Annotated in this window: 26 protein-coding genes; 10 read left to right on the plus strand and 16 right to left on the minus strand. The window is 63.5% G+C overall.

Annotated elements, in window-relative coordinates; all coding sequences use genetic code 11:
• Window positions 1-236 precede the first annotated feature (236 nt).
• Complete coding sequence (locus tag NCS67_RS17470) at window positions 237-1643, plus strand: NCS2 family permease (protein ID WP_008353171.1); 1407 nt, start codon at window positions 237-239, stop codon at window positions 1641-1643.
• 72 nt (window positions 1644-1715) lie between these two features.
• Here NCS67_RS17470 and NCS67_RS17475 read toward each other — a convergent pair whose 3' ends face one another.
• From NCS67_RS17475 to NCS67_RS17505, 7 genes are all read right to left on the minus strand, one after another.
• Entirely contained in the window at window positions 1716-2153 is a 438-nt protein-coding gene (locus tag NCS67_RS17475; protein WP_008353168.1) for an SRPBCC family protein, read from the minus strand.
• Window positions 2146-2469 (minus strand): ArsR/SmtB family transcription factor, encoded by a 324-nt coding sequence (locus NCS67_RS17480; protein WP_008353166.1) that lies wholly within the window; start codon window positions 2467-2469, stop codon window positions 2146-2148. Before NCS67_RS17480 ends, NCS67_RS17475 begins: the two co-directional genes overlap by 8 nt.
• Window positions 2470-2588: 119 nt before the next feature.
• Window positions 2589-2738 (minus strand): hypothetical protein, encoded by a 150-nt coding sequence (locus tag NCS67_RS17485; RefSeq protein ID WP_157695790.1) that lies wholly within the window; start codon window positions 2736-2738, stop codon window positions 2589-2591.
• 109 nt (window positions 2739-2847) lie between these two features.
• A complete protein-coding gene (locus NCS67_RS17490) occupies window positions 2848-3315 on the minus strand; it encodes an RbsD/FucU family protein (RefSeq protein WP_008353164.1) in 468 nt (155 codons plus the stop codon).
• 69 nt (window positions 3316-3384) lie between these two features.
• Window positions 3385-4509, minus strand: coding sequence for a succinylglutamate desuccinylase/aspartoacylase family protein (locus NCS67_RS17495; protein WP_008353162.1), 1125 nt, complete (start codon window positions 4507-4509; stop codon window positions 3385-3387).
• Window positions 4510-4595: 86 nt separating this feature from the next.
• Complete coding sequence (locus NCS67_RS17500; protein WP_175979415.1) at window positions 4596-5384, minus strand: ABC transporter substrate-binding protein; 789 nt, start codon at window positions 5382-5384, stop codon at window positions 4596-4598.
• A 103-nt stretch (window positions 5385-5487) separates the two neighbouring features.
• The gene (locus tag NCS67_RS17505) at window positions 5488-6582 is read right to left on the minus strand and encodes a calcium:cation antiporter (RefSeq protein ID WP_175979416.1); all 1095 of its coding nucleotides are present in this window, start codon (window positions 6580-6582) and stop codon (window positions 5488-5490) included.
• A gap of 254 nt (window positions 6583-6836) precedes the next feature.
• Here NCS67_RS17505 and NCS67_RS17510 point away from each other — a divergent pair, with 254 nt between their 5' ends.
• The 3 genes from NCS67_RS17510 to NCS67_RS17520 all read left to right on the plus strand — a co-directional run bounded on the left by NCS67_RS17510 (window position 6837) and on the right by NCS67_RS17520 (window position 9495).
• Window positions 6837-7811 (plus strand): GGDEF domain-containing protein, encoded by a 975-nt coding sequence (locus NCS67_RS17510; RefSeq protein ID WP_175979417.1) that lies wholly within the window; start codon window positions 6837-6839, stop codon window positions 7809-7811.
• Between the two features lie 349 nt (window positions 7812-8160).
• Complete coding sequence (locus NCS67_RS17515) at window positions 8161-8943, plus strand: DUF2092 domain-containing protein (RefSeq protein WP_250435905.1); 783 nt, start codon at window positions 8161-8163, stop codon at window positions 8941-8943.
• Window positions 8944-9072: 129 nt separating this feature from the next.
• Window positions 9073-9495 carry a DUF6515 family protein gene (locus NCS67_RS17520; protein WP_502801859.1) on the plus strand — a complete coding sequence of 141 codons (423 nt, stop codon included), beginning with the start codon at window positions 9073-9075 and terminating at the stop codon, window positions 9493-9495.
• Window positions 9496-9513: 18 nt separating this feature from the next.
• Here NCS67_RS17520 and NCS67_RS17525 read toward each other — a convergent pair whose 3' ends face one another.
• From NCS67_RS17525 to NCS67_RS17535, 3 genes are read right to left on the minus strand one after another with little or no spacing between them, the layout of a single operon-like run.
• Entirely contained in the window at window positions 9514-10830 is a 1317-nt protein-coding gene (locus tag NCS67_RS17525) for an MFS transporter (protein WP_008353154.1), read from the minus strand.
• Between the two features lie 40 nt (window positions 10831-10870).
• Window positions 10871-11614 carry an SDR family oxidoreductase gene (locus NCS67_RS17530; protein ID WP_008353153.1) on the minus strand — a complete coding sequence of 248 codons (744 nt, stop codon included), beginning with the start codon at window positions 11612-11614 and terminating at the stop codon, window positions 10871-10873.
• Window positions 11611-12456, minus strand: a complete 846-nt coding sequence (locus tag NCS67_RS17535; RefSeq protein ID WP_008353152.1) for a fumarylacetoacetate hydrolase family protein — start codon at window positions 12454-12456, stop codon at window positions 11611-11613. The genes NCS67_RS17530 and NCS67_RS17535 overlap by 4 nt, the downstream gene beginning before the upstream one ends.
• A gap of 132 nt (window positions 12457-12588) precedes the next feature.
• Here NCS67_RS17535 and NCS67_RS17540 point away from each other — a divergent pair, with 132 nt between their 5' ends.
• On the plus strand, window positions 12589-13527 hold the full coding sequence (locus tag NCS67_RS17540; RefSeq protein WP_008353151.1) for a LysR family transcriptional regulator: 939 nt from the start codon (window positions 12589-12591) through the stop codon (window positions 13525-13527).
• Between the two features lie 39 nt (window positions 13528-13566).
• Here NCS67_RS17540 and NCS67_RS17545 read toward each other — a convergent pair whose 3' ends face one another.
• Entirely contained in the window at window positions 13567-13998 is a 432-nt protein-coding gene (locus tag NCS67_RS17545) for an OsmC family protein (protein ID WP_008353150.1), read from the minus strand.
• A 170-nt stretch (window positions 13999-14168) separates the two neighbouring features.
• Between NCS67_RS17545 and NCS67_RS17550 the strand changes: the two genes are divergently transcribed.
• Together NCS67_RS17550 and NCS67_RS17555 are read left to right on the plus strand one after the other, a co-directional pair.
• The gene (locus NCS67_RS17550; RefSeq protein WP_250435907.1) at window positions 14169-15509 is read left to right on the plus strand and encodes an NAD(P)/FAD-dependent oxidoreductase; all 1341 of its coding nucleotides are present in this window, start codon (window positions 14169-14171) and stop codon (window positions 15507-15509) included.
• 131 nt (window positions 15510-15640) lie between these two features.
• A complete protein-coding gene (locus NCS67_RS17555) occupies window positions 15641-16294 on the plus strand; it encodes a DsbA family oxidoreductase (protein ID WP_033537055.1) in 654 nt (217 codons plus the stop codon).
• 16 nt (window positions 16295-16310) lie between these two features.
• Here the strand turns inward: NCS67_RS17555 and NCS67_RS17560 are convergent, their stop codons facing one another.
• The 3 genes from NCS67_RS17560 to ypfJ all read right to left on the minus strand — a co-directional run bounded on the left by NCS67_RS17560 (window position 16311) and on the right by ypfJ (window position 19471).
• On the minus strand, window positions 16311-17213 hold the full coding sequence (locus NCS67_RS17560; protein WP_008353144.1) for a flagellar brake protein: 903 nt from the start codon (window positions 17211-17213) through the stop codon (window positions 16311-16313).
• A 176-nt stretch (window positions 17214-17389) separates the two neighbouring features.
• A complete protein-coding gene (waaC, locus tag NCS67_RS17565; protein ID WP_250435909.1) occupies window positions 17390-18403 on the minus strand; it encodes a lipopolysaccharide heptosyltransferase I in 1014 nt (337 codons plus the stop codon).
• A gap of 195 nt (window positions 18404-18598) precedes the next feature.
• Window positions 18599-19471: a KPN_02809 family neutral zinc metallopeptidase gene (gene ypfJ, locus NCS67_RS17570; protein WP_250435911.1), complete on the minus strand. Its 873-nt coding sequence runs from the start codon at window positions 19469-19471 to the stop codon at window positions 18599-18601.
• A gap of 402 nt (window positions 19472-19873) precedes the next feature.
• Here ypfJ and NCS67_RS17575 point away from each other — a divergent pair, with 402 nt between their 5' ends.
• Genes NCS67_RS17575 through NCS67_RS17585 form a run of 3 tightly spaced genes read left to right on the plus strand, consistent with a single transcriptional unit; the run spans window position 19874 to window position 22392 of the window.
• A complete protein-coding gene (locus NCS67_RS17575) occupies window positions 19874-21271 on the plus strand; it encodes a cytochrome ubiquinol oxidase subunit I (protein ID WP_250435913.1) in 1398 nt (465 codons plus the stop codon).
• Window positions 21272-21275: 4 nt separating this feature from the next.
• On the plus strand, window positions 21276-22277 hold the full coding sequence (cydB, locus tag NCS67_RS17580) for a cytochrome d ubiquinol oxidase subunit II (protein ID WP_008353140.1): 1002 nt from the start codon (window positions 21276-21278) through the stop codon (window positions 22275-22277).
• Entirely contained in the window at window positions 22255-22392 is a 138-nt protein-coding gene (locus NCS67_RS17585) for a hypothetical protein (protein ID WP_167357759.1), read from the plus strand. Before cydB ends, NCS67_RS17585 begins: the two co-directional genes overlap by 23 nt.
• Window positions 22393-22406: 14 nt before the next feature.
• Here NCS67_RS17585 and NCS67_RS17590 read toward each other — a convergent pair whose 3' ends face one another.
• Both NCS67_RS17590 and mnmH read right to left on the minus strand, forming a co-directional pair.
• A complete protein-coding gene (locus NCS67_RS17590; RefSeq protein WP_008353139.1) occupies window positions 22407-23456 on the minus strand; it encodes a permease in 1050 nt (349 codons plus the stop codon).
• A gap of 29 nt (window positions 23457-23485) precedes the next feature.
• Window positions 23486-24550: a tRNA 2-selenouridine(34) synthase MnmH gene (gene mnmH, locus NCS67_RS17595; protein ID WP_008353138.1), complete on the minus strand. Its 1065-nt coding sequence runs from the start codon at window positions 24548-24550 to the stop codon at window positions 23486-23488.
• Between the last annotated feature and the right edge of the window lie 10 nt (window positions 24551-24560).

A 24560-nucleotide genomic window follows, 5' to 3' on the forward strand; every position in this document is an offset into this window, starting at 1 on the left:
GCGGGATTCGCGGCATATAAGCCGCTCGGCATGAGCGGCATGTTTTTCATGGGATTGGACCCCGCGTTCTGTTCCCCTAGTCTCTGTCCTGACCGAGTGCAGCCATCAGAGCGCGTCACCCGGCATTCATCCAGAACTACATACGAGACGACCCTGACGATGGACCCGCGGTGCCGGCGAGCTGACAAGCGCGGCGCACGGCGTTCCGTTTCAGCGTGCTGATAAAGGAGCAGCTCATGTTGGAATCCTCCGCCCAGCAGCTTGGCGACATCGACATCACCCCCACAGAACGAGAGGAAAGCGTTCAGACCGCCAGCGGCGGATTTCTCGATCGCTATTTCGGCATTTCCAAAACCGGCAGCACGGAAAAACGCGAGATCGTCGCGGGCGTTACGACGTTCCTCGCGATGGTCTACTCCGTGTTCGTCGTGCCGGGCATGCTCGGCAAGGCCGGCTTCGACACGAGCGCGGTGTTCGTCGCGGTGTGCCTCACGACCGCGTTCGGCTCGCTGCTGATGGGCGTGTGGGCGCGTCTGCCGATCGCGATCGGCTGCGCAATCTCGCTGACTGCGTTCACGGCCTTCGGTCTCGTGCTCGGCAAGGGATTGACGCCGAACATCGCGCTCGGCGCCGTGTTCCTGATGGGCGTCGTGTTCACCGCGATCTCCGTCACCGGCGTGCGTTCGTGGATCCTGCGCAATCTGCCGACGGGCGTCGCGCACGGCACGGGCATCGGCATCGGCTTGTTCCTGCTGCTGATCGCATCGAACGATGTCGGGCTCATCATCAAGAATCCCGCGCCTGGCATGCCGGTGTCGCTCGGGCATATCACGGCGTTTCCGGTGCTGATGTCGGTGGCGGGCCTCGCCGCGATCTTCGGTCTGGAGCGCCGGCGCGTGCCGGGCGGCATCCTGCTGGTGGTGATCGGCCTGTCGGCGATCGGCCTGATCTTCGATCCGTCCGTGCGCTTTCATGGCGTGTTCGCGCTGCCGGCGTTGTCGGCGCCGGGCCATGCATCGCTGATCGGTGCGATGGACATCAAGGGAGCACTCTCGATGGCCGTACTGCCGAGCGTGCTCGCGCTCGTGATGACCGCCGTGTTCGACGCGACCGGCACGATCCGCGCGGTCGCGGGCCAAGCGGGCCAGATCGACAAGAACGGACGCATCGTCAACGGCGGCCGCGCGCTGACCGCCGATTCGCTCAGCTCGATCTTCTCCGCCTGCTTCGGCGGCGCGCCGGCTGCGGCGTATATCGAATCGTCGGTGGGCGTGGCGGCGGGCGCGAAGACGGGTCTCGCGGCAAGCGTCGTCGGCGTGCTGTTCCTGGTGGTGATGTTCCTGTCGCCGCTCGCCGCGCTCGTGCCTTCCTACGCGACGGCGCCTGCGCTGATGTACGTCGGCCTGCTGATGCTCGGCAACGTGAGCAAGCTGCATTTCGAGGACACGGTCGACACGATGTCGGGCCTCGTTTGCGCGGTGTATATCGTGCTGTCGGCGAATATCGTGACGGGCATCATGCTCGGCTTTTGCACGCTCGTGATCGGCCGCATCGTCGCGGGCGAATGGCGCAAGCTGAATGTCGGCACGGTGGCGATCGCGGTCGTGCTCGCGGTTTTCTATCTCGGCGGCTGGGCGATCTGATCGACGGCTCGATCGCGTGAAGCGAAACGGCGCGCTGCCAGAGAGGACAGCGCGCCGTTTTTCATGGCCGTGTTACTTCGTGACGAGCGCGACGGAACCCGTCTCCAACAACGACTTCAAATTCGACAGAATCTTCGGCCATCCGCCCGACACGGCCTCGATGAACGGTTTGCTCTCGCTGACGTGCGTGACCGTGAGCTTGACCGCATCGCCGAGCGCCTCGATGTCGTAGGTGCAGCGCGACCAGCCCGCGTCCTTCAGATCGTCGCGAAATTCGTTGCGCCATTTCAGCACGAGGCGCTTGCCCGGCTCGGCTTCGAGCACTTCTCCGGCATCCGCGACGCGTCCATCGGAAAACAGCATCTTCCACGCGGAGCCTGCTGACCAGTCGGATTCCTGATGCATCCCGAACCAGTACTGCCGAACGAACTCAGGCGTCGTCAGCGCTTCCCACAGCTTTCCCGGCGTCGTGCGGATGTAGGTCACATACACAAACGTGTCGCTACTCATGATCGTCTCCTTCAAGCGTGCGTTTCAGGTCGGACAAAGCGTCCAGCCGCGGACGCTCGAACTTGCTGATCCAGCGTTGCGCGATCTCGTGGATCGGCACCGGATTAAGGAAATGACGCTTCTCGCGGCCATGACGCTGCGTCGACACGAGATTCGCGTCTTCGAGTATCGCGAGATGCTTCGACACGGCCTGCCGCGTCATGCCGAGGCCGTCGCATAAATCGCCGAGCGTCTGGCCGTTCGCCTCGCGAAGCCGGTCGAGCAGTTGCCTGCGGCTCGCGTCGGCGAGCGCGCGAAAAACCGAATCGTCATCCATGAACGGATTATGCAACCATTTGGTTGCATGTCAAGCGCAAAAACGACAACGCCCCGGAAGCTCTTCACTTCCGGGGCGTTGCGGATGATGCTCTTGACCGGGATGCTGTCGCGCGCGGCTTACTTGCGGCGATACGATTCGACGAGAATCTCGCAGTTCTGGAGATGCAGTTGCAGCGCACGGTTCCACTCACGACGCACCGCAGCCTTTGCCGCGCGCAGCCAGGAACCGAACGAAACGACCAGGGATTGTTGTGCGGTGGTTTTCATGTGGGTCTCTCAGGATAAGTAGCTAGGGAATAACCCTAACTATACGCCTTTCTCGCTGCACCGCAACACGTTTTCAAAAAAGCAACAGGGTATTCCCTACGTCGATCGGTCAATTTTTCTCCGGCGCGTCGGGCGCCAACTGCACGCCCTTTTTGAAGATGAAGCAGCCGTAACCCCGAGATTCGCCGGTGGCGATCACGCAATACGCGTTCTTCGCGCGCTCGTAGAAGGCAAAACGCTCGATCGACGCCAGCGGCACGGCGCGCCCCTCGGCGTCATCGACTTCACGCTGCGCTTCGCGTTGCACGGCGGGCAGCGCGGCCGCGTCGCCGACGACCTCCATGCGCTGAGCAGGATGATCGACGAACGTATCGAGCGGCAGCACCGACAGCACCGCCCGCACCGCGCGCGGCGAACTCACGCCGTCGAGCCGCAGCACGCGCCCGAGCACCGTCTGTCGCGCGACGGAATCGGCGGGAAAGTTGGCGTCGCAGATCACGACTTCGTCGCCGTGACCCATCGCGCAGAGCGCGTGCAGGATGTCCGCGTTGAGCAGCGGATCGATGTTCTTGAGCATGTTTCTTGTTCTCCATGACGTAAGGCCAGCCGAATCTATGGTACCCGCCGCCGCGCAACCGAGGCGCAGCTAAGGCACGAGCAGGTCGCCCTGCCGCGCCGCGTCCGCGCCCGCGATGCGCGCGACCAGCATTCCCGCCGTCGCGAAGCGCGTCCAGTGCCGCGCGTAGAGCAGCCCTTCCGTCTGCGCCACGAGCGGCACGAGGCGATCGTCGAGCGGATCGAGCACGTCGGCGATGACGTCGCCCGCGCGAATCCGCTCGCCGATTTCGCGCCGATGCAGAATCACGCCCGACATCGGCGCGTGGATGTACTCGCATCCCGCAAGCGGCGTCGCGGGATTGCGCAGCGGCGGCGGCTTCGGCGCATCGCCTGCGATCATGCCGATGTGCGTCAGATAATCGACGATCGCCTGTGCATCGCGCGCCGCCATCTCGTGCGACACGTCCCGCACGCCGCGCAGTTCGAGCGTGACGGATTGCGCGCCCATCGGAATCGGAAAGCGCTCGCCGAGCGCACCGCGCAGATAGCGCCACGCCGCCGTGCACGCCTCGTCGAACGGCTCGCCGCCCGACACGTCCGCAAGCAATTGCGCCTCGCTGCCGAGATAGCGCGCGAGCGGTTCGATCGCGGGCCACGCGCCGGGCGTCGTGTAGAGATGCGCGACGGCTTCCCAGTCGCAATGCAGGTCGATGACGAGATCCGCGTCGCACGCGAGTTTCATCAGCTCGATGCGTTGCGATTCGAGCTCGGTCGCCGCTTCGAGCGCCGCCAGATGCTCGCGCAGCGCCGCGCGGATGAGCCGAGCGTTCCGCGTCGCGTCGCCCGTCAGACGGTTCTTGAGTTCGAGCGCCAATTCCGCGCCGAACTCGGGAAAGCGCCGGTTGAAGTCCTGCCCCGAGCGCATCTCGAAGCGGCCCATCTGCGTGCCGAACCAATGCTGGTTCAATCCCGCCGGATTCGCGACCGGCACGACTACGACACGCGCGTTCAGCTTCCCCGCTGCTTCCAGTTCGGCGAAGCGCCGCTTCAGATACCACGCGACGACCATGCCCGGCAATTCGTCGGCATGCAGCGAAGCCTGGATATAGACCTTCGGCGCCGCGTCGCCGTCTTGCGGACCGAATCGATAGCTCGTGATCGCGCGCCCTGTGCCGAGCGACGCGCCGACGAGCGGATGATGATGAACCTGCATCTTCGATGTATCTCTCGTCGAAAGCGAAAAGAAAAGGCATCGCGAACGATGCCTTTCCGGTCGAAAACGAATGCGGCGGACGGCGCTTACCGGATCGAGATATCCGTCTCGAAATACTTCGCCATGATGCGCTTGAACGTGCCGTTCTTCTTGATCTCGGCGAACGCGTTGTTCAGGCCGTTCTTCAGATCGGCGTCGCCCTTGCGCAGACCGATGGCCGTGCCCGGACCGATGATCGCCTTGTCCTCGACGATCGGGCCGACGAGCGCGAACGGCTTGCCCTGCGGCTTCTTCAGAAAGCCGATGGCGGCTTGCGCGGCGTCGGTGAAGATCGCGTCGATGCGGCCCGCGACGAGATCGGCCTCGACCTGTTCCTGATCGCCGTAAGCCACGACGGTCACGCCTTGCGGCTCCCATTTCACTTTCGCGTAACGCTCCTGCACCGTGCCTTGCTCGACGCCGACGCGCTTGCCCTTCAATGCCTGCGGCGTCGGCAGGATGCCCGAGCCGGCGCGCGCGACGAGTTGCGCGTGCGTGTCATAGAGCGGATCGGTGAAATCGATCTGCTTCAGGCGCTCTTCGGTGATGCCCATGTCGGACAACACGGCGTCGAATTTGCGGGCCTTGAGGCCGGGAATCATGCCGTCGAAATTGTTTTCGACCCACACGCACTTGACCTTCATCTGCGCGCAGAGCGCATTGCCGAGATCGATATCGAAGCCGGCGAGCTTGCCGTCGGCCTGCTTGGATTCGAACGGCGGATAGGACGGATCGACGGCGAAACGGATTTGCGTGATTTCCTTCGCTTGCGCCGAGAACGACACGGCGGCGAGTGCTGCAAGCATCGCGAACGATGCGGACTTCTTCAATGACATGCTTTTCCTTCAGGACTTTCGATGAGACCGCGAAACGTCGCGCGCGGACGCGCGAAAAACCGTGAATGGTAACAAAATCGCACGATTGATCGGACGACGCGCGTCAAGGCACGACCGAAAGAAACAGGAAAGCCGCAAAGATCACGAGATGCACGACGCCTTGGAGCACGGTCGAGCGGCCCGTGCCGAGCGTAATGACGGACACGAGCAGCGTGAGCGCGAGCATGACGATTTCCTTGGGCGCGAGCCCGAGCGAAATCGGCTGGCCCATGAAGATCGACACGACGGCCACTGTGGGAATAGTCAATCCGATGCTCGCGAGCGCCGAACCGAGCGCGAGATTCAAGCTCGTCTGGAGGCGGTTCAGGCGCGCCGCGCGCAAGGCGGCGAGTCCTTCCGGCAGCAGCACGAGCGCGGCGATCACCACGCCGACCACAGCCTCGGGCGCGCCCGCCGCCGCGACGCCCGCTTCCACCGCCGGCGACAGCAGCTTCGCCAGCCCGACCACCGAAACCAGCGAAAGCATCAGAAAGATGAGCGCGACCCACGCCTCCCGGTTGCTCGGCGGCGGCGCGTGCGGCGCCTCATCCTCGTCCTGCACGCCCGCGGCGGCCGGCGGCGTGAACGGCAGGAAATAATCGCGATGGCGGATCGTCTGCACGAACACGAACGTCACGTACAGCACGAGCGAAATCACGCCGACGAAGATCAGTTGCGACGTCGAAAGCGCGGGACCGGCGACCGTGCTCGTGAAATTCGGCAAGACCAGTGTAAGCACGGAAAGCGCGCACAGGATCGCGAGCGCGGCGCTCGCGCCTTGCAGCTGAAAATCCTGCACGTGATGCCGCAAGCCGCCGATCAGCAGACACAGCCCGACGATCCCGCAACTGCAGATCATGATTGCGGCAAACACCGTGTCGCGCGGCAGACCGGCTTTTTCCGGACCCCCGGAAAGCATCACGGAGACGATCAGCGCGACTTCGATCACCGTGACGGCGACCGCGAGCACCAGCGTGCCGAACGGCTCGCCGACGCGATGCGCGACCACTTCCGCGTGATGCACCGCCGCGAACACGGCGAACGCCAGCGCGATGGCCGCGAGCACGATCAGCGCGCCGCTGTGTATGAAAGCGGCCGCGGCCAGCACGACGAGCGCGAGAATCGGGGAAACGAGGGTCCAGTCCAGCTTGAATTTCATCGGCGCTCCGGGCGGATCGGTTGAATGGGATCGTCGGCTCTTGCGATGTAGCCACGAGGTTGCAGCAAAAACGCGCCGAATGCATCGGACCTGCGCGAGCGCCGCGCGTGCGAAGGGATTGCCGTGACAAAGGGCCGCAGACCATCGGCATCATAGCGAAAACGCAACCGCGCGCCTTCGGCACGAACGGATGTATTTATTGCGCAATTGTCAGAGAATAACGGCTCCAGTGGTTACGTTAAGCACGGAGACACATGCTCGTCGCACCGATACCCGAGAACGAATCCGCCCGCCTTGCCACCCTGCGCACGCTCGGCATCCTCGATACGCCCGCCGAAGAACGCTTCGACCGGTTGACGCGTCTCGCGCGCCGCGTCTTCGACGTACCCATCGCGCTCGTCTCGCTCATCGACGAAAACCGTCAGTGGTTCAAGTCGTGCGCGGGTCTCGGCGTGCAGGAAACCTCGCGCGACATTTCTTTCTGCGGACACGCGATCCTGCAAGACGACGTCTTCATGATTCCCGACGCCCGCGCAGACGTCCGCTTTCACGACAACCCGCTCGTCTCGGGCCATCCGGGCATCCGTTTCTACGCCGGTCAGCCGCTCATGGTGCCCAACGGCAGCAAGCTCGGCACGCTCTGTCTCATCGACACGCGCCCGCGCGAGCTGGACGGCGACGAACGCGGCCTGTTGCGCGATCTCGCGCATATCGCGGAACAGGAGATCGCGGCGATCGAGCTCGCGACCGTCGACGAGCTGACGCTCATCGCGAACCGGCGCGGCTTCGAAGCGCTCGCGCAGCATGCGCTGAACGTCTGCAAGCGCCTTGAGCGCGACGCGTCGCTGCTCTTCTTCGATCTCGACGATTTCAAGCAGATCAACGACACCTTCGGTCATGCGGAAGGGGATCGCGCGCTCGTGACCTTCGCCGCCGCGCTGCGCGAATCGCTGCGGGAGAGCGATGTCATCGGCCGTCTGGGCGGCGACGAATTCGTCGCCCTTCTGACCGACGCCCGCGAAGACGAAACGCGCCGCGCGCTCGATCGCCTGCGCGAATTGCTCGCGGCGAGCAATGCGGCATCGGCGCCGGGTTATCGGATTCGCTTCAGCGTCGGCCAGACACAGTTCGACGCCGCTCGGCATTCGTCGGTGATCGATCTGCTCGCGGCAAGCGACAGCAAGATGTACGCGCAGAAAGCCGCGCGCAAAAGCGCTCCGGCGCGCTAGCGCCAACGAGCATTGCGATCTGTGCGTTGATCCGAAACAGATTGCGCTTATTCAAATAAAAGGCGTCGCAGGCAGCGATTGTCCAGCGCGACGCCAAACGAAATACTTATTCAACGCGCCGAAAATACGGCGGGAATAAGTTCGACGTCAAAAAACGTAATAATCGCGTCAGCCGGGCGCGAAGCAAAAACCGAAAATCAGTGTTTCAGTTGAACTGACGCACTTCCATCATATAATTTATTTCAATCGGCAAAGAAAATTTACGCGGACTAAATCATGTTCCTATAACAAAAAGGTATTCTCTGATGATTATCTCGTCGAATTTCAATCATCAATTCAGGAGAAGACAATGACGACTATCTTCGCGAAACTCGCGCTGTGCGCCGCGGTTGCAGGCGCGTTATGCAGCATGGTAAGCGCATCGGCGAAGGAAACGGCGACCGCGCATAAACCAGATCCCGCCGCAATGGAAGCGCTGGCCAAAATGAGCGCTTATATGCAAACCGTGAAGCAGTTCGTTCTGGATGTCGATTCGACGACAGATCAAATCATGGTGGACGGTAAAACGGCACAATTGGTCCAGTTGTCGCACACGACGAAGCTGACCGTAAATCGCCCCGATCATCTCAAGGCGGATATTTCCGGCGGTGCGCCTGGCAGCAGTCGTCACGCCTATTTCGACGGAAAGCACTTCACGCTTTACACTGAGCCGGGCAAATACTATGCGACGGTGCCGGCGCCGGCCACCATCAAGGAACTGATCAGCGATCTCGGCGACAAGTACGGAATCGAGTTGCCGTTAAGCGATATTTTCACGCTGGGAGCGAATTCGGACGACATGAAAAGAGTGCTTTCCGCCGCCTATCTCGGTGACGAGACAATAAACGGCGCGACGTGCTCACATTATGCATACCACGAAAAATCGGTCGATTGGCAGCTCTGGGTTCAGAAAGGCGATAAACCGCTGCCGTGCAAGTTGAATATCGTGACATTGTCGGACAAGGAGCGGCCGCAATACACGGCGATTTATCGCTGGAACCTCAATCCTGAAATCGGAAATGGCGCATTCGCATTCTCGGCCCCTGAGAACGCGCGCGAAATCAAAATCGTGCAGGTCAAAGACACGCAATAATCGATTAATGTAGAGATCATCATCATGAATTTGAAGAACTTCTCAAGCACGGCATGCGCGGCGCTCTTACTGGCAACAATCGCGTCGACGGCAAGCGCCTTTCAAGTCCGCGGCGGCGCTCAAACGTCCGTGAATAGCGGCGCCTGGCAGAGCGCGCATGAAACCAATGTCGCGACACGGCAAGCCAACCGCACGACGCGTGAGGGCAACCGGCAGGACACCGTTCAGCAGGTCAGTTCGAACCGAACGAGCGCGGCGACAAACATCAGCAATAACCGGATGAATGCGGCGCAGAACATCAGTGACAACCACGGCTGCTGCTACAACAACGGCGGCTGGTACAACGACCATCCGGTGGCAACCGCTGCCGCCGTCACGACAACCGTGGTCGCGACGGCAGCCATAGTCGGCTCCATCGTTCATACACTGCCGCCCAGTTGCTCCGCGATCAGCGTCAACGGCGTGACGTATCAGCAATGCGGCTCGACGTGGTATCAGCCGCAATACTCGGGCACGTCCGTTCAGTACGTGGTGGTCAACGCGCCTCACTGACCGGCGGTCGAGTTCGCTTCACTCGCTGCCGCTCTCGCGGAAATACAGGCGGCGCGGCAGGCCCCACACGATCAGCATCGCGCCCAGCAGGCACGCGCACGCGATCGCATAGAGGCCGGGCGTCGCGCTGCCGGTCATCGTCTTCACTTTGCCGACCATGTACGGACTGATGATCCCGCCGAACTGCCCGACCGAATTGATGAGCGCGATGCCGCTCGCCGCTGCGATACCGGTGAGAAAGCGCGTCGGCAGAATCCAGAACAGCCCGAGCGACGTAATGATGCCCGTCGCGGCGATCGTGAGGCCGATCACGAGCATCACCGTGTTCGTCGGGAAGAAGCCGCACAGCACGTAACCGATCGTGCCCGCGAGCGCGCATGCGCCGAGGTGCCAGCGCCGTTCGCCGGTCCGGTCCGAATGCTTGCCGATCAGGATCATGCCGATGCCCGCGACCGCGTAAGGCAGCATCGAGATCAGGCCGATCATGAACGGATCGCTCGTGCCCGCGGTTTTCACGAGCTGCGGCATCCAAAAGACGAGCCCGTAGATGCCCATCGCGAGGAACAGATAGATGAGCGCCATCACGAGCGTGACGGGCTGGCTGAACGCGGCCTTCAGCGAATGCACTTCGCCGACTTTCGGATCGCGCGCGAGTTGCGCTTTCAGCGCGCGCTTTTCGCCGGCGTCGAGCCACTTTGCGTGATCGACGTCGTCATCGACGAACGCGAGCACGACAAAGCCGAGCAGCACCGACGGAATGCCTTCGAGCAGAAAGAGCCATTGCCATCCGGGCATGCCGTTCAGGCCATCGCAGAACTTCATGATCGCGCCCGACAGCGGGCTGCCGATGATCCCGCACAGCGCGATCGACGCCATGAAAAACGAGTTGATGCGCCCGCGCCGCGACGACGGAAACCACTTCGTGAAGAAGTACAGCGCGCCCGGCACGAAGCCCGCTTCGAGCGCGCCGATCAGAAAGCGCAGCACGTAGAACCACGTTTCGCTGCGCACGAACATCATGCACGCCGACGCGATGCCCCACGTAATCATGATGCGCGCGATCCAGCGCTTCGCCCCGACGCGATGCAAAACGATATTGCTTGGCACTTCGAATAAAAAGTATCCGACGAAGAATACGCTCGCCCCGAAGCCGTACATGGCGTCGGAGAAGCCGAGCTCGCTTTGCATCTGCAGCTTCGCAAAGCTGATGTTGATGCGATCGAGATACGAAAACACGAAGCACGCGACGAACAGCGGCACGAAGCGCCAGAACACTTTCTTGTAGATGCGGCTGTCGTCGAGCGTCGCCTCGCGCGGGGCGGCGAAGGTATTCATGTGGCTTGTCTCCTTGATTTTCTTGTCTTGACGCGTGTGTTCAGTAAGTCGCGCGTCCTCCGGAGAGATCGAAGACCGCGCCCGTCGTGAACGAGTTCTCCGACGAAGCGAGGAACGCGACCATCGATGCGATCTCGTTCACTTCGACGAAGCGTCCGCGCGGAATCTTCGACAGCATGTAGTCGATGTGCTCCTGCTTCATCTGCTCGAAGATTTTCGTGCGCGCGGCGGCGGGCGTCACGGCGTTCACCGCGATATCGAGGCCGGCCGTTTCCTTGCCGAGACTCTTCGTCAGCGCGATCACGCCCGCCTTCGCCGCACTGTACGCCGACGCGTTCGGATTGCCCTCCTTGCCCGCGATCGACGCGATGTTGACGATGCGTCCATAGCCGCGCGCGATCATCGCCCTGACGATCGCCTGATTCACATGGAACGCCGCGTTGAGGTCGACGTCGATCACGCGCGACCATTCTTCCGGCGCGTAATCGGCGACCGTCGCGTTCGCGCCCGCGATGCCCGCGCTGTGCACGAGCACGTCGATTTGCCCGAAGCGCTCCAGCGTGCGCGACGTCGCGTTGGCAACTGCATCGCGATCCGTCAGATCGACGAGCACGGTCTGAACGTCGCCCAGACGCGCGCGGGCATTCGCCAGCGCGGCTTCATCGCGATCCCACAACGAGACGCGCGCGCCGCCTTCGAATAGACGCTGCGCCACCGCGTAGCCGATGCCCTGCGCGCCGCCCGTCACGACAGCCGCGCGATTCGTGAAGTCGTATCGGTTCATGCGTCCACCGTGCGTTGTTGTTGAACGCCCAGACCTTCGATGCCGAGGCGCATCGTCTGTCCCGCGCGCAAATAGATGGCGTCCGGCTTCTGCCCCATGCCGACGCCCGGCGGCGTGCCCGTCGAAATGACATCGCCCGGTTGCAGGCTCATGAAGCGCGAGAGATACGCGACGATCTCGCCGACCTTGAAGATCATCGTGCTCGTGTTGCCGTTCTGATAACGCTTGCCGTCGACTTCGAGCCAGAGCGGGAGCTTGTGCGGATCGGGCACTTCGTCGGCGGTGACGAGCCACGGACCGATCGGGCCGAACGTATCGCAGCCCTTGCCCTTGTCCCAGGTGCCGCCGCGCTCGATCTGATATTCGCGCTCGGAGACATCGTTGATGACGCAATAACCGGCGACGTGACTCATCGCATCGGCTTCGTCGATATACGCGCCGCCCTTGCCGATCACGACGCCCAGTTCCACTTCCCAATCGGTCTTCTTCGAGCCGCGTGGAATGCGCACATCGTCGTTCGGGCCGACGACCGCCGAGAGCCACTTGTTGAACACGACCGGCTCCGACGGCACCGGCAGATTCGATTCCGCCGCGTGATCGGCGTAATTGAGCCCGATGCAGATGAACTTGCCGATGCGTCCGACACACGGCCCGATGCGTTCGTTCGAAGGCACGACGGGCAGCGTCGATGGATCGAGCTTCGCGAGACGTGCGAGCGATTCGGGCAGGAGCGCATCGCCCGCGATATCGCCGACGACGCCGGACAAGTCGCGGATCGCGCCGCTGGAATCGAGAAGGCCGGGTTTTTCGCGGCCGGGAGCGCCGTATCGCAGCAGCTTCATGAGTCGGTATTTCCTTGACGAGGTGAACGGAACCCACAATGTAGAGAACGCTGCATCGCTTGAATAATGAAAGCTGCTGCCGGGGCAATAACTTTCCGTTATCTTCTCGTTGTCCCTATGCCTGCCGAAACCATGCTGCCGAATGCCGATTCCATCGCCGCGCGCTTGCGGCTCAAGCAACTGCGCCTGCTGATCGCGCTCGACGATCATGGCTCGCTGCATCGCGCCGCCGACGAAATGGCGCTTACGCAGCCCGGCGCGACCAAGGCGCTGCGCGAGATCGAAGCGACGCTCGGCGCCACGCTCTTCACGCGTTCGGCGCAAGGCATTCAGCCGAACGAACTCGGGCGCTGCGTGATCCGCTATGCGCGGCTGATTCACATGGACGTCGCGCATTTACGCGAGGAAATGGCGGGCATTCTGCAAGGCACGGGCGGACGGCTCGCCATCGGCGCGATCACCGGCGCGGTGTCGGGCGTGCTCGTCGATGCACTCGCGCGACTGCGCGAGCGGCAGCCGGCGCTGACCATCGAAGTCGTCGAAGACACGAGCGCGCGCCTGCTCGCGCTGCTGGATCAAGGCAGGCTCGACGTCGCGATCTGCCGTGCGAGCGTCGCGCGTCAGCCGGATCATTACCACTACGTCGAGTTGCGCGACGAACCGCTCGCGATCGTCGCGGGCGTCTCCCATGCGCTCGTCGATGCACCGCGCGTCGAGTTGAGCGAACTCGCTTCGAGCCGATGGATCGTCTATCCGGCCATCATGCCGATCCGCAGCCTCTACGAGCGCGAGTTCAAGGAAGCGGGGCTGCCGCTGCCCTTGCATCCGATCGAAACGGCATCGACCATCACGACCGTCCTGCTGCTGCAGCGCGATCCGACGCTCGTCGCAATGATGCCGCTCGACATGGCGACGTTTCTCGCCGGACACGGACTCGCGAAGCGGCTTGCCATCGCGGTGCGTTCGCGCACGGAGCCGTATGGCGTCGTGACCAGAAAAGGCGCGGCATTGCCGGCGCCCGCGCGGCTCATCATCGAGGAACTGACGCGCGAAAAAAACGCGGACGGGTGATGTGCCCGTCCGCGTTTTCGGCTTCGACTGCCACGCCGCTTACGACACCAGCTCGGCGTTCAACGTGATCTTCGCGTTGCCCGCAAACAGCTTCGACACCGGACAGCCCTCTTTCGCGGCCTGCGCAGCCTTGTCGAAAGCGGCTTTGTCGGCGCCGGGAATCTTCGCCTTAAGATCGAGCTGGCAGGCGGTGATCGTGAAGCCGTCGCCGTCTTTATCGAGCGTCACGGTCGACTTGGTTTCGAGGCTCTCGGCCTTCATGCCGGCCAGCTCGAGTTGCAGCGAGAGCGCCATCGTGAAGCAGCCCGCGTGCGCCGCGCCGATCAGCTCTTCCGGATTGGTGCCCGGACCTTCCTCGAAGCGCGACTTGAAGCCGTACGGCGCCTCGTTGAGCACGCCGGTCTGCGTCGAGATGAAACCCTTGCCGTCCTTGATGCCGCCGCTCCATTTTGCCGATGCTGTCTTTTGCACGAGAGTTCTCCAGAAGATAAATTGGAACCGACGATTCGCACGCGCCGTGCCCGAACGGCGCCCTTCGATAGCCCGAGCGCTTGCATCGTAGCCGATCGCTCGAGCGGGTGCAGGGAGCCTGCGCATTGGACTATCATCGCCCGTTCGCGTTTAACACAACACCACATCACATGGGTCCACCTACCGAACGCATCACCGAAGACCGCACGCCGCCCGATCACGTCGATGTCGTCGTCGTGGGCGGCGGCGTCATCGGCATCAGCACGGCGCGCGCGCTCGCCGAAAAAGGCTTGTCGGTCGCCGTGTGCGAAAAGGGCTATATCGCCGGCGAGCAATCGAGCCGCAACTGGGGATGGTGCCGCGCGACGCACCGCGACCTGCGCGAACTCGAACTGAGCCTCGAAAGCCTCAAGCTCTGGCGGCGCATCGATGCGGAACTGGGCATCGACACCGGCTTTCGCGAATGCGGCATTCTCTACGCCGCCGACGATGCCAAAGCCCTCGCCGATCACGAAGCCTGGCTCGCGCGCGCCGTCGCGCTCGTCGGCCGCGACGCGCTCGATTCGCGTATCACGTCGCCCGACGAAACTGGCGCGTTGATGTCCGGCACGTCGCGACGCTTCGCGGGCGGCATCTACACACCGAGCGATGGCCGCGCGGAACCGCAACGCGCCGTGCCCGCCATGGCCGCAGCGCTGCGCGAACGCGGCGTGAAAGTGCTCACGCCCTGTGCGGTGCGCGGCATCGAAACGAGCGGCGGCGCGATACACGGCGTGGTCACGGAACACGGACGCATCCGCTGTTCGAGCGTGGTCATCGCGGGCGGCGCGTGGACGCGCTATTTCGCGGGCAGTCTCGGCGTAGATGTGCCGCAACTCATGGTGCGTTCGTCGGTCATGCGCACCGCGCCGCTCGACGGCGGACCCGACGTCAGCGCGTGCAATCAGGAAATGGGCTATCGCAAGCGTCTGGACGGCGGCTACACCATCGCGAATGCGTTTCACAGCTATCACGACATCACGCCCGACAGCTTTCGGCTCCTCGTCAAATTCCTGCCCGCGCTCAGGAGCCAGATCGGTTCGATCAAGCTCGGACTCAACGCGCGCTTCTTCGAGGAACTTCGACGCCCGCGCCGCTGGCCGCTCGACCGGCCGACCGTCTTCGAAACCGCGCGCACGCTCGATCCGGTGCCGGTCGAATCGTTCAACGAAGCGGCGGTCACGGAGTTCCGCAAGCTCTTTCCGGCGCTGAATCCATTGCGCATCGAACAAGCGTGGGCGGGCTATATCGACGTGACGCCAGATGCCGTGCCGGTCATCTCCCGCGTGGATGGCAAACCGGGGCTTTTCATCGCGACGGGTTTCTCGGGGCACGGCTTCGGCATCGGTCCGGGCGCGGGCCGACTGATGGCGGATATCGTCGCGAACGACGCACCGATCGTCGATCCGCGCGCGTTTCGCCTGTCGCGCTTCTTCGACGGCACCAAGATCGAGCTCGACGGCGGATTCTGATGCGTCGCGCGACCGCGCGTCGGCGGCGCGCACGCGCTAACATACCGGTTTTGCGGACGTCGCCGGAAACGCGGCGTTCGCCCGGTTCAGTCAAACGGCGCAAACACGCGCCGTTCGTTTTTGAGGCTCACATGGCATCCACGTCAGTTCTTTATATCGACGTCTGGTCGGACTTCGTGTGTCCGTTCTGCTATCTCGAGACGCCCGTGCTCGACCAGTTCCGCAACGCATACGGCGATGCGGTCGAGATTCGCTGGCACGCGTTCGAATTGCGTCCGGAGCCGACGCCGCTCGTCGATCCGAACAGCGAGCAGATCGTCGAATCGTGGGAGAAATCGGTGCGTCCGCTCGCGGAAGAACGCGGCGTGACGATGCGTATGCCGCCGGTCGCGCCGCGCAGCCGCAAGGCATTCGAGACGGCGATGTTCGCGCGCGAATCCGGCCGCTACGATCTCGTGCATCGGGCGATTTTCAAGGCGTATTTCGAGGAAGGCATCGATATCGGCGATACCGACGCGCTGCTCGACATCGCGGCGACCTGCGGCGTCGATCCCGAACTGCTCGAGGAAGCGCTCGATGACGGCACCTACACCGATCTCGTGATCGAAGACGAAGAGTTCGCGAAGAAGCTCGGCGTGACGGGCGTGCCGTTCGCTGTGCTGTCGCGCGAGCCCGCGCCCGGCCAGGAACCGCCGCCGCCGATCGCGCTGCGCGGCGCCGCGCCGATTCAGCATTTCGAGGCGGCGGTCGAGCGGCTCTTTCCCGACGGCTTTCCGGGCGCCTGAAGCGCGTCGAGGCCGCTTAGCTGTGCTCGGCCATGAACGATTTCAGCGCGATCCGCTGCGACGGTTCGAGCGTTTCGAACTCGAGCCCGTACGCCGCGCTGCCATCGGCAGGATCGGTCGCGCCGACATGGCGCACGATCGCGATGGTCTCGATCTTCACCTCGACGCCATCGGTCCTGAACTGAAATGAAAGTTGCAGACGCTCGCCCATGTGCGCGACCGGATTCGCGACGGTCAGCGACATGCCGTACGGACTGATGTCGCTCACGCGGCCCAGTTGCAGGGCGCTCTGCGGCTCCCCGACGGCCGCGAAATGCGCCGCGAGACGAGTCGGCATCCGCGCGAACTTGCGCGTGCGCAATCGGCGGATCGCGCCCGGCGCCGATAGCACCGCGTAATTGAACGGCTCGCGGCAGGTGGCATCGACGGTGCAGGCGAAGCGGAACACGCCCCGCCCCGTCAGCGCGACCAGATCGACCTGCTCGCCCAGCGTCAGAACGAGCGGATCGAATCCCGCCATCAAAGGCTGCGTCACGAAGAGCGAACGCTCGCCATTGCGGCGCGGCGTCGAAAAGCCGATCACGCGGCTCGCGTACATGGCAGAACCCGTGCCGCCCGTGCCGCGCAAGCCGACCCGCGCGCCGATCGTGAGACCGATGTCCTCCAGCGTCAGCGGCCCGTCCTTCGCGAACTCTTCCTCGGGCGCGCTCGGCGCTGCCGCCTGAATCGCACGATTCGGCTCGAAGTGCCGGAACATGAATTCGAGCGCCGCGCCGTCCGGCACGACGGCGCCGGCGTCGAACAACATCGCGCCATCTGCGGCGACGATCGGCCATTCGAGCGGCGTGCCAAGCGGAATCTCGGACGGTTCGAGACGCGCCAGCGACTGGCGCGCATCTGCGACGGTTTCTTCGGTCATCTTATCGGACGATTCTTAGGTGTTTTCCGCAATCGTCGTGCTTGCCGGGGTTGCCGTCAAGTGCTGTATGGCAAGTTTTACGTTAGCGTACTGATATTTTTACCGCGCGATGGATTTTCTACCGGGCCAGGCGTCGGCATGAGTTTATGCGCACAAAGTTTCGCTGCGACTCATGTTCAGCGAACCGTAGCGCCCGATTCGGCCGAATGAGGAACGGGTTTTTGCGGCGAATTCGTCACGCTCTCGATGGCAGCCAGCACTTGCGGCACGTCGGGAGGTGCGCCCTCTTCGCCGATCGACACCGACCGTCCGGGATCATTCACGCCGAAATGCTCTCGCGAGGTCGCGGCAAACAACATGACGGTGCGGCGCTGCAAGGCGTGCGCGAGATGCACGAGCCCGGTATCCGCGCCGACAACGAGTTCAGACGCCTGAATCCAGTGGGCGCATTCCACGACCGACAGCTTCGGCAGCACGGTCGCACCCGGCACGAGCGCGGCGATGGCTCGCGCCTCGTCCTGCTCGCGCTCCGTTCCCCACGGCAGCGCGATCGAATAACCGCGCGCGGTCAGCCAGCGGCCGACTTCGCCCCAATGCGACTGCGGCCACTTCTTCACGTCCGCCGACGTCGCATGAAACAGCATCGCGATGCGCGCGTCGCGCGGAATGTTCAGCTCGCGGGTGAGCGCGGGCAGGCGGATGTTGAAGTCGGGCGGGTCTTCCAGACGATAGCCGAGCGCATCCGCGACGCTCACGCGCATGCCGCGCCAGGCATCGGTGAGCGGACGCGGACCGAAGCGCGCGTTGTACGCGAAAGCCGCGCCGCGCTCGCCGAGATCCTGATTCAGATACCCGTAACGCCGCCGTCCGCGCGCGATGAACGCGATGATCGCGCTCTTGTAGACACCGTGAATATCGACGATCACGTCGTATTTTTCGGCGCGCAACTCACCGATCGACGCGCCGATCTCCTTCAGATCGTTCCAGCTGCGCGCCTTCTTGAACTTGCGCAAGGGCGCGCTCAGCACGCGATCGACGCCGGGATTCCAGCGGATGATATCGGCGAAGGCGGCGTCCGCGGCCCAGTCGATTTTGGCGGAAGGAAACGCGCGCCGCAGATCGGCAACGACGGGTAGCGTCTCGACGATATCGCCGAGAGACGTGACTTTGACGATCAGAATTCGCTTCATGAACGGGACGAGAATGTTCCGGTGCGAGTCGCGGCCAGCGGCAATGCTGGGCCGAACCCGGAAAACCAGCGATTCTAATGAATTTGAGACGAACGCGATGTCAGCGTTTGTAAGGACTATCCGGAAACGGACGCTGCGACGGCTTCAGAATAGACCAATTCGCACCGTCCGGTTGCCGCGACGCGCGCCCGTCGATCAGAGCGAACGCGTCGAGAACGTGTCGCACTGGGCGACATCGCCCGATGACATGCCGCGCCGCAGCCAGCGCTGGCGTTGCGCGCTCGTCCCGTGCGTGAACGCCTCGGGCACGACGCGACCTTGCGATTGCTGTTGCAGACGGTCATCGCCGATCGCGGCCGCCGCGTTCAAGCCTTGCTCGAAATCGCCCGGCTCGATCAGCTTCGCGTTCTCGCGCTGCGCGACCGCGGCCCAGACGCCCGCGAAGCAATCCGCCTGCAACTCGACGCGCACCGACAGCGCGTTCGCCTGCTCGCGCGACATTCGCGAGCGCGCCTGATCGACCTTGTTCATGATGCCGAGCACGTTCTGAACGTGATGCCCGACTTCATGCGCGATCACATACGCCTGCGCGAAATCGCCGCTCGCGCCGAAGCGGTCGCGCAACTCGCGATAGAACGAAAGATCGATGTACACCTTGCGGTCGTTCGGGCAATAGAACGGGCCCATGGCTGCCTGCCCGGTGCCGCACGCGGTTTGCGTGGCGCCGGAAAACATCACGAGCCGCGGCGCCGGATAGTCCTGATTGAACTGCGCGCGAAAGATGTGCTGCCACGTCTGTTCCGTGTTGCCGAGCACGCGGCGCACGAACACGGCGCCGGGATCGTTGGCCGGCTGCGCATTGGACGGCGCGGCCTGCTGTTGCGGCGCGTTGCCATGCAGAACTTGCGCGCCGTTGATGATCGTCATCGGATTGATGCCGAAGAAATACGACGCCGCGAGCGCCACGACGATCGTCCCGATGCCGATCGATCCGCCGCCCATTCGAAAACCGCCCCCGCCGCGCCGGTCCTCTACATTCTGACTTTCCTGCTGGTCATCGAGGCGCATGATGCTTCTCCTTCCTACGCGCACGTCGCGCGTGTCAAAAGCGATTATGGTAACCGCGCCTGTCGCACGTCCCGTGCCGCGACAACGTAAAAGTTCTTTCTGAACCGATCAAACCGGCGCCTCTTGCGCGCGGCGATTCCAGTGCGGTCGATTGTCGCGAAAACGCGTGCGCGATCTTGCCGCGGCGCACTATATCTCCATCTCGAAATCATCGAGAAATCAATCCGATAGCGGTGCTAAACCCTTGAAACTGCGGCATTTGCGCGCAATGACAATTCACTGACGCAGCGCAACACCCGTCTCGAAATAGAGCTAAGCTCCGGCCCGTCGCACGTCTCGATCAGCACAGGACACAACCGCTCCCGACTGCGGGCGCGCGTGAATTTCAAGGCACAAGTCATCATGCATTCGACTCCCGAAGCACTCGATCTGGCGCGCATCCAGTTCGCGTTCACCGTCTCGTTCCACATCATCTTTCCGGCGCTTTCCATCGGGCTCGCGAGTTTCATCGCCGTGCTCGAAGGCGCGTGGCTCAAAACCGGCAAGCCGGTCTACAAGGAGCTGTGTCTCTTCTGGTCGAAAGTCTTTGCCGTCGCGTTCGGCATGGGCGTCGTGTCGGGCGTCGTCATGGCGTACGAATTCGGCACCAACTGGGGCGGCTTTTCGAGCTTCGCCGGTCCGATCACCGGGCCGCTGCTTACCTATGAAGTGATGACCGCGTTCTTCCTCGAAGCGGGCTTCCTCGGCATCATGCTGTTCGGCTGGAACAAGGTCGGCCCGAAGGCGCACTTCGGCGCAACGCTGATGGTCGCCATCGGCACGCTCATCTCCACCTTCTGGATTCTCGCCTCGAATAGCTGGATGCAGACGCCGCAGGGCTTTCGCATCGAAGGCGACCATGTCGTGCCGGTCGACTGGTGGGCGATCATCTTCAATCCGTCGTTTCCGTACCGGCTCGCGCATATGGCGATTGCGGCGTTCATCGTGGCGGCGCTCGTCGTGGCCGCGACCGGCGCGTGGCATCTGCTGAAAGGCCGGCGCGATCCGGCCATCAAGAAGATGTTTTCGATGTCGCTCTGGCTGCTGCTCGCCCTGACGCCGATTCAGGCGCTCGTCGGCGACGCGCACGGCCTCAACACGCGCGAACATCAGCCGGCGAAGATCGCGGCGATCGAAGGCATCTGGGAAACGGAGAAAGGCGGCACCGCGCTCAATCTCTTCGGCATTCCCGACATGGAAGCCGAAACGACGAAATACGCCGTGCAGATTCCGCATCTCGGCAGCCTGATCCTCACGCATAGCTGGGACGGCGAGATTCGCGGCCTGAAGGAATTCCCGAAGGAAGATCGTCCGAACTCGACGCTCGTGTTCTGGAGCTTCCGCGTGATGGCCGGACTCGGCGTGCTGATGATCGTGATGTCGTTCGCGGCGTGGTGGCTGCATCGCAGGCGCAAGCTGTTCGAGGCGCGCTGGTTCCATCGCTTTGCGCTTGCGATGGGTCCGAGCGGATTCATCACGCTGCTCGCGGGCTGGGTCACGACCGAAGCCGGACGCCAGCCTTGGGTCGTGTACGGCGTGATGCGTACTGCCGATGCCGTCTCGCCGGTCACGGCGCAGCAAGTCGGCGTGTCGCTGCTCGCGTTCGTGATCGTCTACACCTTCGTCTTCGGCACGGGCATCTACTACTTGCTGAAGCTGCTGCGTCACGGCCCCGCGTTGCCGGGCGCGTCGACGCAGCCGTCGGACGGCAGCGTGCGGCGTCCGCTCAGCCTTCCGAATCAGTCCATCGAAGGAGCTTAAGAACATGGACCTCACACTCGCCTGGGCCGCGATCATCGCGTTCGGCCTGTTCCTTTACGTCGTGCTCGACGGCTTCGACCTCGGCATCGGCATTCTCTTCCCGTTCTTTCCGGATCAGCACGATCGCGACGTGATGATGAACACCGTCGCGCCCGTCTGGGACGGCAACGAAACGTGGCTCGTGCTCGGCGGCGCGGGATTGTTCGCCGCGTTCCCGATGGTTTATTCGACCGTGCTGTCCGCGCTGTATCTGCCGCTCGTGCTGATGCTCGTGTGCCTGATTTTCCGCGGCGTGTCGTTCGAAATCCGCGCGAAGGCGCAGCGCACGAAGCATATGTGGGATCTGGCGTTCATCGGCGGATCGGCGGGCGCGACGTTCTTTCAGGGCGTGGCGCTCGGCGCGTTTCTCGACGGCATTCCGGTCGCCGACGGCCGTTTTTCCGGCGATGCCTTCGGCTGGTTCACGCCCTTCTCGATCTTCACGGGCGGCGCGCTGGTCGTCACTTATGCGCTGCTCGGCGCGTGCTGGCTGATCGCGAAAACGGAAGGCGATCTGCAGCGGCGGATGTATCGCGTCGTGTGGCCGCTGACCGTTCTGCAACTCGCGACGATCGCGGTCGTCAGCATCTGGACGCCGTTGCAAGACGCGGGCATCGCGTCGCGCTGGTTCGATTCGCCGTGGTTCTATCGCATGTTGCCGGTGCCCGTGCTCGTCGCGGTTTGCGCGTGGGCGATGCGCCGCTCGATCGCATCGCGTCACGAGAAGCGGCCGTTTGCCGTCGCGCTCGGCTTCGTGTTTCTCGGCTACTCGGGTCTGGTGCTGAGCGTGTCGCCGCACGAGATTTTCCCCGGCGTTTCGATCTGGGATGCGGCCGCGCCCCGTTCGAGCCAGCTCTTCACGATCGTCGGCGCGGCGGTGATTCTGCCTGTGATCGTCGCTTACACGACGCTAGGCTATTGGGTCTTCAGAGGAAAGGTGCGTCATGGCGAACATCACTACCATTGAGCGCGCGCGCAAGGTGTTCTGGTTCGTCGCATTGTGGATGGCGGGCGTCGGCGGCGCGATGCTGCTCGCGCTGCCGTTCAAGTTGCTGATCAAGGCGGGCGCGGCGATTCATTGAGGCGCCGCGCGCGTTCAGAACACCGCCGCCGCAATCACCCCGCCAACGATCCCGAACACCACGACCGACGCCGCCACGAACGCGAGCACGCGCGGCGGAAACGACCGCGCGAGCATCGCGAGCGACGGCACGCTGACGGGCGGCAAGGTCATCAAGAGCGCGCCGGCCGGTCCCGTCGCCATGCCGAGCGAAAGCATCGCCTGAATGATGGGCACTTCGCCGGCGGTCGGAATCACGAAGAGCGTGCCCGCGACGGCAAACGCCGCGATCCACCACATGCCGTTGCCGATATCCGGACCGATGTGCGGAAAGAGCCAGGCGCGCGCCGCGCCAAGCAGCAGCACGAGCACGATGTATTCGGGCACGAGCCGCAACGTCATGCGTCCGAGAATTTTGATCCAGCGCGAAAACGCCGTGCCCGGCTCGTCCTCTTCGATCAGCTTGGCAAGCGCCTGACGCGACGACGCCGCCTGCGCCGGCGTCACCATCCGGTTGATCGCGTAGCCGAGGCCGAACACCATCAGCACGCCGAGCACGAGCCGCAAACCGGTCCACTGCCAGCCGAGCACGAAGCCCATGAAAACCAGCGCCGCCGGATTGAGCACGGTATTGCCGAGCCAGAACGCGACGGCCGCGCCCGGCGCCGCTTCGCGCGCACGCAGCCCCGCGACGACGGGCGCGGCGCAACACGTGCACATCATGCCGGGCAAGGACATCAACCCGCCGTTCACGACGCTGCCGAAGTTGTGCTCGCCCAGCGCCCGCGCGACCCAGCGCGGCGGAATCAGCGCCTGCACCGCGGAGCCGAGCAGAAGGCCGAGCACCATCGCCTGCCAGATGGCCTTGCCGTAGGCGATCGCGTAGTCGAGCGCGGCTTGCCACGACGGCTCCGGCGCGCTCGCCGACGTGCCCATCAGAATGGATTTGCCGATCGAATGCTGGCTCGCCGCGACGAACGCGCGGTTGTAGTACGGAAACCATTTCACGTAGAACAGGCCCACGACGGCGATCAGCAGGAATACCAGCCAGCCGCGTGCGACGCGAGGTTGTGAAAACGTGGTCATATCTTTTTCTTTCGAGTGATGAGGTTGAATCAGAGAGCGGGCGTCGTCTCGGCGAGCCGGGCGAGCAAGGCTTTCGCCTGATCGACGCTGTCCGCGTCGTTCGGACGGAACAGCACGTGCGCCGCATGCGGCAGCTTCGTATAGAGCGCCTGGCTGCTGCGTCCATACGCCGGATCGTAATGACGGTCGATCAGTTCGGCGAAAAGCTCCGCGCGCGCGTTGTCATCGATCAGCCGATGCCAGTGCGCGACGCGCTCCCGGCTATGCAGCGCGACGAGCTTCGACAATTGCGCCTTGAAAAACGCGGGATCGTCGAAAAGATGCGCGTAATCCTGCAGCAAGAACGCGATGCGGTCCTCGCGCCGCGCCTCGACTTCCACGCACGACGCCGCGTGCAGATTGTCGAGGATGGCGTCGGGCATCGTGATCGATCCGATGCGCCGCCCTTCCGCTTCGACAAAAACCGGTTTCGCCGGATCGAAGCCCGAAAGCGTCTTCAGGAGCGCCGAATCGAACGCTTTTTGCGTCGGCTGCGGGCGTCCCGGCAGCGCGCCGAGCAAGGAACCGCGATGCGCGGCGAGTCCTTCGAGATCGAGCGTCTGCGCGCCCGCCGCGTCGAGCGCCTTCAGCAGCCGCGTCTTGCCGCTGCCCGTATGGCCGATCAGCGCGACATAGCGAAAACGTCCGGGCAGCGTGCCGAGCCGCTCGATCACGTCGCGCCGATAGCTCTTGTAGCCGCCGTCGAGTTGCCGGGCCTGCCAGCCGATCATGTTGAGCCACGTCGTCATTGAGCCGGAGCGCTTGCCGCCGCGCCAGCAATAGACGAGCGGACGCCAGTTGCGCGGCTTGTCGGCGAAGATCGTGTCCAGATGCATCGCGATATTGCGCGCGACCATCGCCGCGCCGACGCGCGTCGCCTCGAACGGCGAGACCTGCTTGTACATCGTCCCGACGATCACGCGCTCTTCGTTGCTGAGCACGGGCGCGTTGATCGCGCCGGGAATGTGATCCTCGGCGAATTCGAGCGGTGTGCGGACGTCGACGATTTCATCGAACTCGCTCAGGCGATCGATGGGAACGAGCAGGTTTTTCACGGGCTTGCGG

This window comes from Caballeronia sp. ATUFL_F2_KS9A (genome assembly GCF_023630765.1).
GTDB lineage: Bacteria > Pseudomonadota > Gammaproteobacteria > Burkholderiales > Burkholderiaceae > Caballeronia > Caballeronia zhejiangensis.

Excerpts from the sequence above, each read along its gene's own strand:
- NCS67_RS17535 (WP_008353152.1), bottom strand. The coding sequence starts at position 12,456 with ATGAAGCTGCTGCGATACGGCGCTCCCGGCCGCGAAAAACCCGGCCTT.
- ypfJ (WP_250435911.1), bottom strand. The coding sequence starts at position 19,471 with ATGCGCCTCGATGACCAGCAGGAAAGTCAGAATGTAGAGGACCGGCGC.
- NCS67_RS17470 (WP_008353171.1), top strand. The coding sequence starts at position 237 with ATGTTGGAATCCTCCGCCCAGCAGCTTGGCGACATCGACATCACCCCC.
- NCS67_RS17540 (WP_008353151.1), top strand. The coding sequence starts at position 12,589 with ATGCTGCCGAATGCCGATTCCATCGCCGCGCGCTTGCGGCTCAAGCAA.
- NCS67_RS17500 (WP_175979415.1), bottom strand. The coding sequence starts at position 5,384 with ATGTCATTGAAGAAGTCCGCATCGTTCGCGATGCTTGCAGCACTCGCC.
- waaC (WP_250435909.1), bottom strand. The coding sequence starts at position 18,403 with ATGAAGCGAATTCTGATCGTCAAAGTCACGTCTCTCGGCGATATCGTC.
- NCS67_RS17585 (WP_167357759.1), top strand. The coding sequence starts at position 22,255 with ATGGCGAACATCACTACCATTGAGCGCGCGCGCAAGGTGTTCTGGTTC.
- NCS67_RS17590 (WP_008353139.1), bottom strand. The coding sequence starts at position 23,456 with ATGACCACGTTTTCACAACCTCGCGTCGCACGCGGCTGGCTGGTATTC.
- NCS67_RS17555 (WP_033537055.1), top strand. The coding sequence starts at position 15,641 with ATGGCATCCACGTCAGTTCTTTATATCGACGTCTGGTCGGACTTCGTG.
- NCS67_RS17490 (WP_008353164.1), bottom strand. The coding sequence starts at position 3,315 with ATGCTCAAGAACATCGATCCGCTGCTCAACGCGGACATCCTGCACGCG.
- NCS67_RS17560 (WP_008353144.1), bottom strand. The coding sequence starts at position 17,213 with ATGACCGAAGAAACCGTCGCAGATGCGCGCCAGTCGCTGGCGCGTCTC.
- cydB (WP_008353140.1), top strand. The coding sequence starts at position 21,276 with ATGGACCTCACACTCGCCTGGGCCGCGATCATCGCGTTCGGCCTGTTC.
- NCS67_RS17515 (WP_250435905.1), top strand. The coding sequence starts at position 8,161 with ATGACGACTATCTTCGCGAAACTCGCGCTGTGCGCCGCGGTTGCAGGC.
- NCS67_RS17480 (WP_008353166.1), bottom strand. The coding sequence starts at position 2,469 with ATGGATGACGATTCGGTTTTTCGCGCGCTCGCCGACGCGAGCCGCAGG.
- NCS67_RS17530 (WP_008353153.1), bottom strand. The coding sequence starts at position 11,614 with ATGAACCGATACGACTTCACGAATCGCGCGGCTGTCGTGACGGGCGGC.
- NCS67_RS17525 (WP_008353154.1), bottom strand. The coding sequence starts at position 10,830 with ATGAATACCTTCGCCGCCCCGCGCGAGGCGACGCTCGACGACAGCCGC.
- NCS67_RS17495 (WP_008353162.1), bottom strand. The coding sequence starts at position 4,509 with ATGCAGGTTCATCATCATCCGCTCGTCGGCGCGTCGCTCGGCACAGGG.
- NCS67_RS17510 (WP_175979417.1), top strand. The coding sequence starts at position 6,837 with ATGCTCGTCGCACCGATACCCGAGAACGAATCCGCCCGCCTTGCCACC.
- NCS67_RS17505 (WP_175979416.1), bottom strand. The coding sequence starts at position 6,582 with ATGAAATTCAAGCTGGACTGGACCCTCGTTTCCCCGATTCTCGCGCTC.
- NCS67_RS17475 (WP_008353168.1), bottom strand. The coding sequence starts at position 2,153 with ATGAGTAGCGACACGTTTGTGTATGTGACCTACATCCGCACGACGCCG.
- NCS67_RS17550 (WP_250435907.1), top strand. The coding sequence starts at position 14,169 with ATGGGTCCACCTACCGAACGCATCACCGAAGACCGCACGCCGCCCGAT.
- NCS67_RS17485 (WP_157695790.1), bottom strand. The coding sequence starts at position 2,738 with ATGAAAACCACCGCACAACAATCCCTGGTCGTTTCGTTCGGTTCCTGG.
- NCS67_RS17575 (WP_250435913.1), top strand. The coding sequence starts at position 19,874 with ATGCATTCGACTCCCGAAGCACTCGATCTGGCGCGCATCCAGTTCGCG.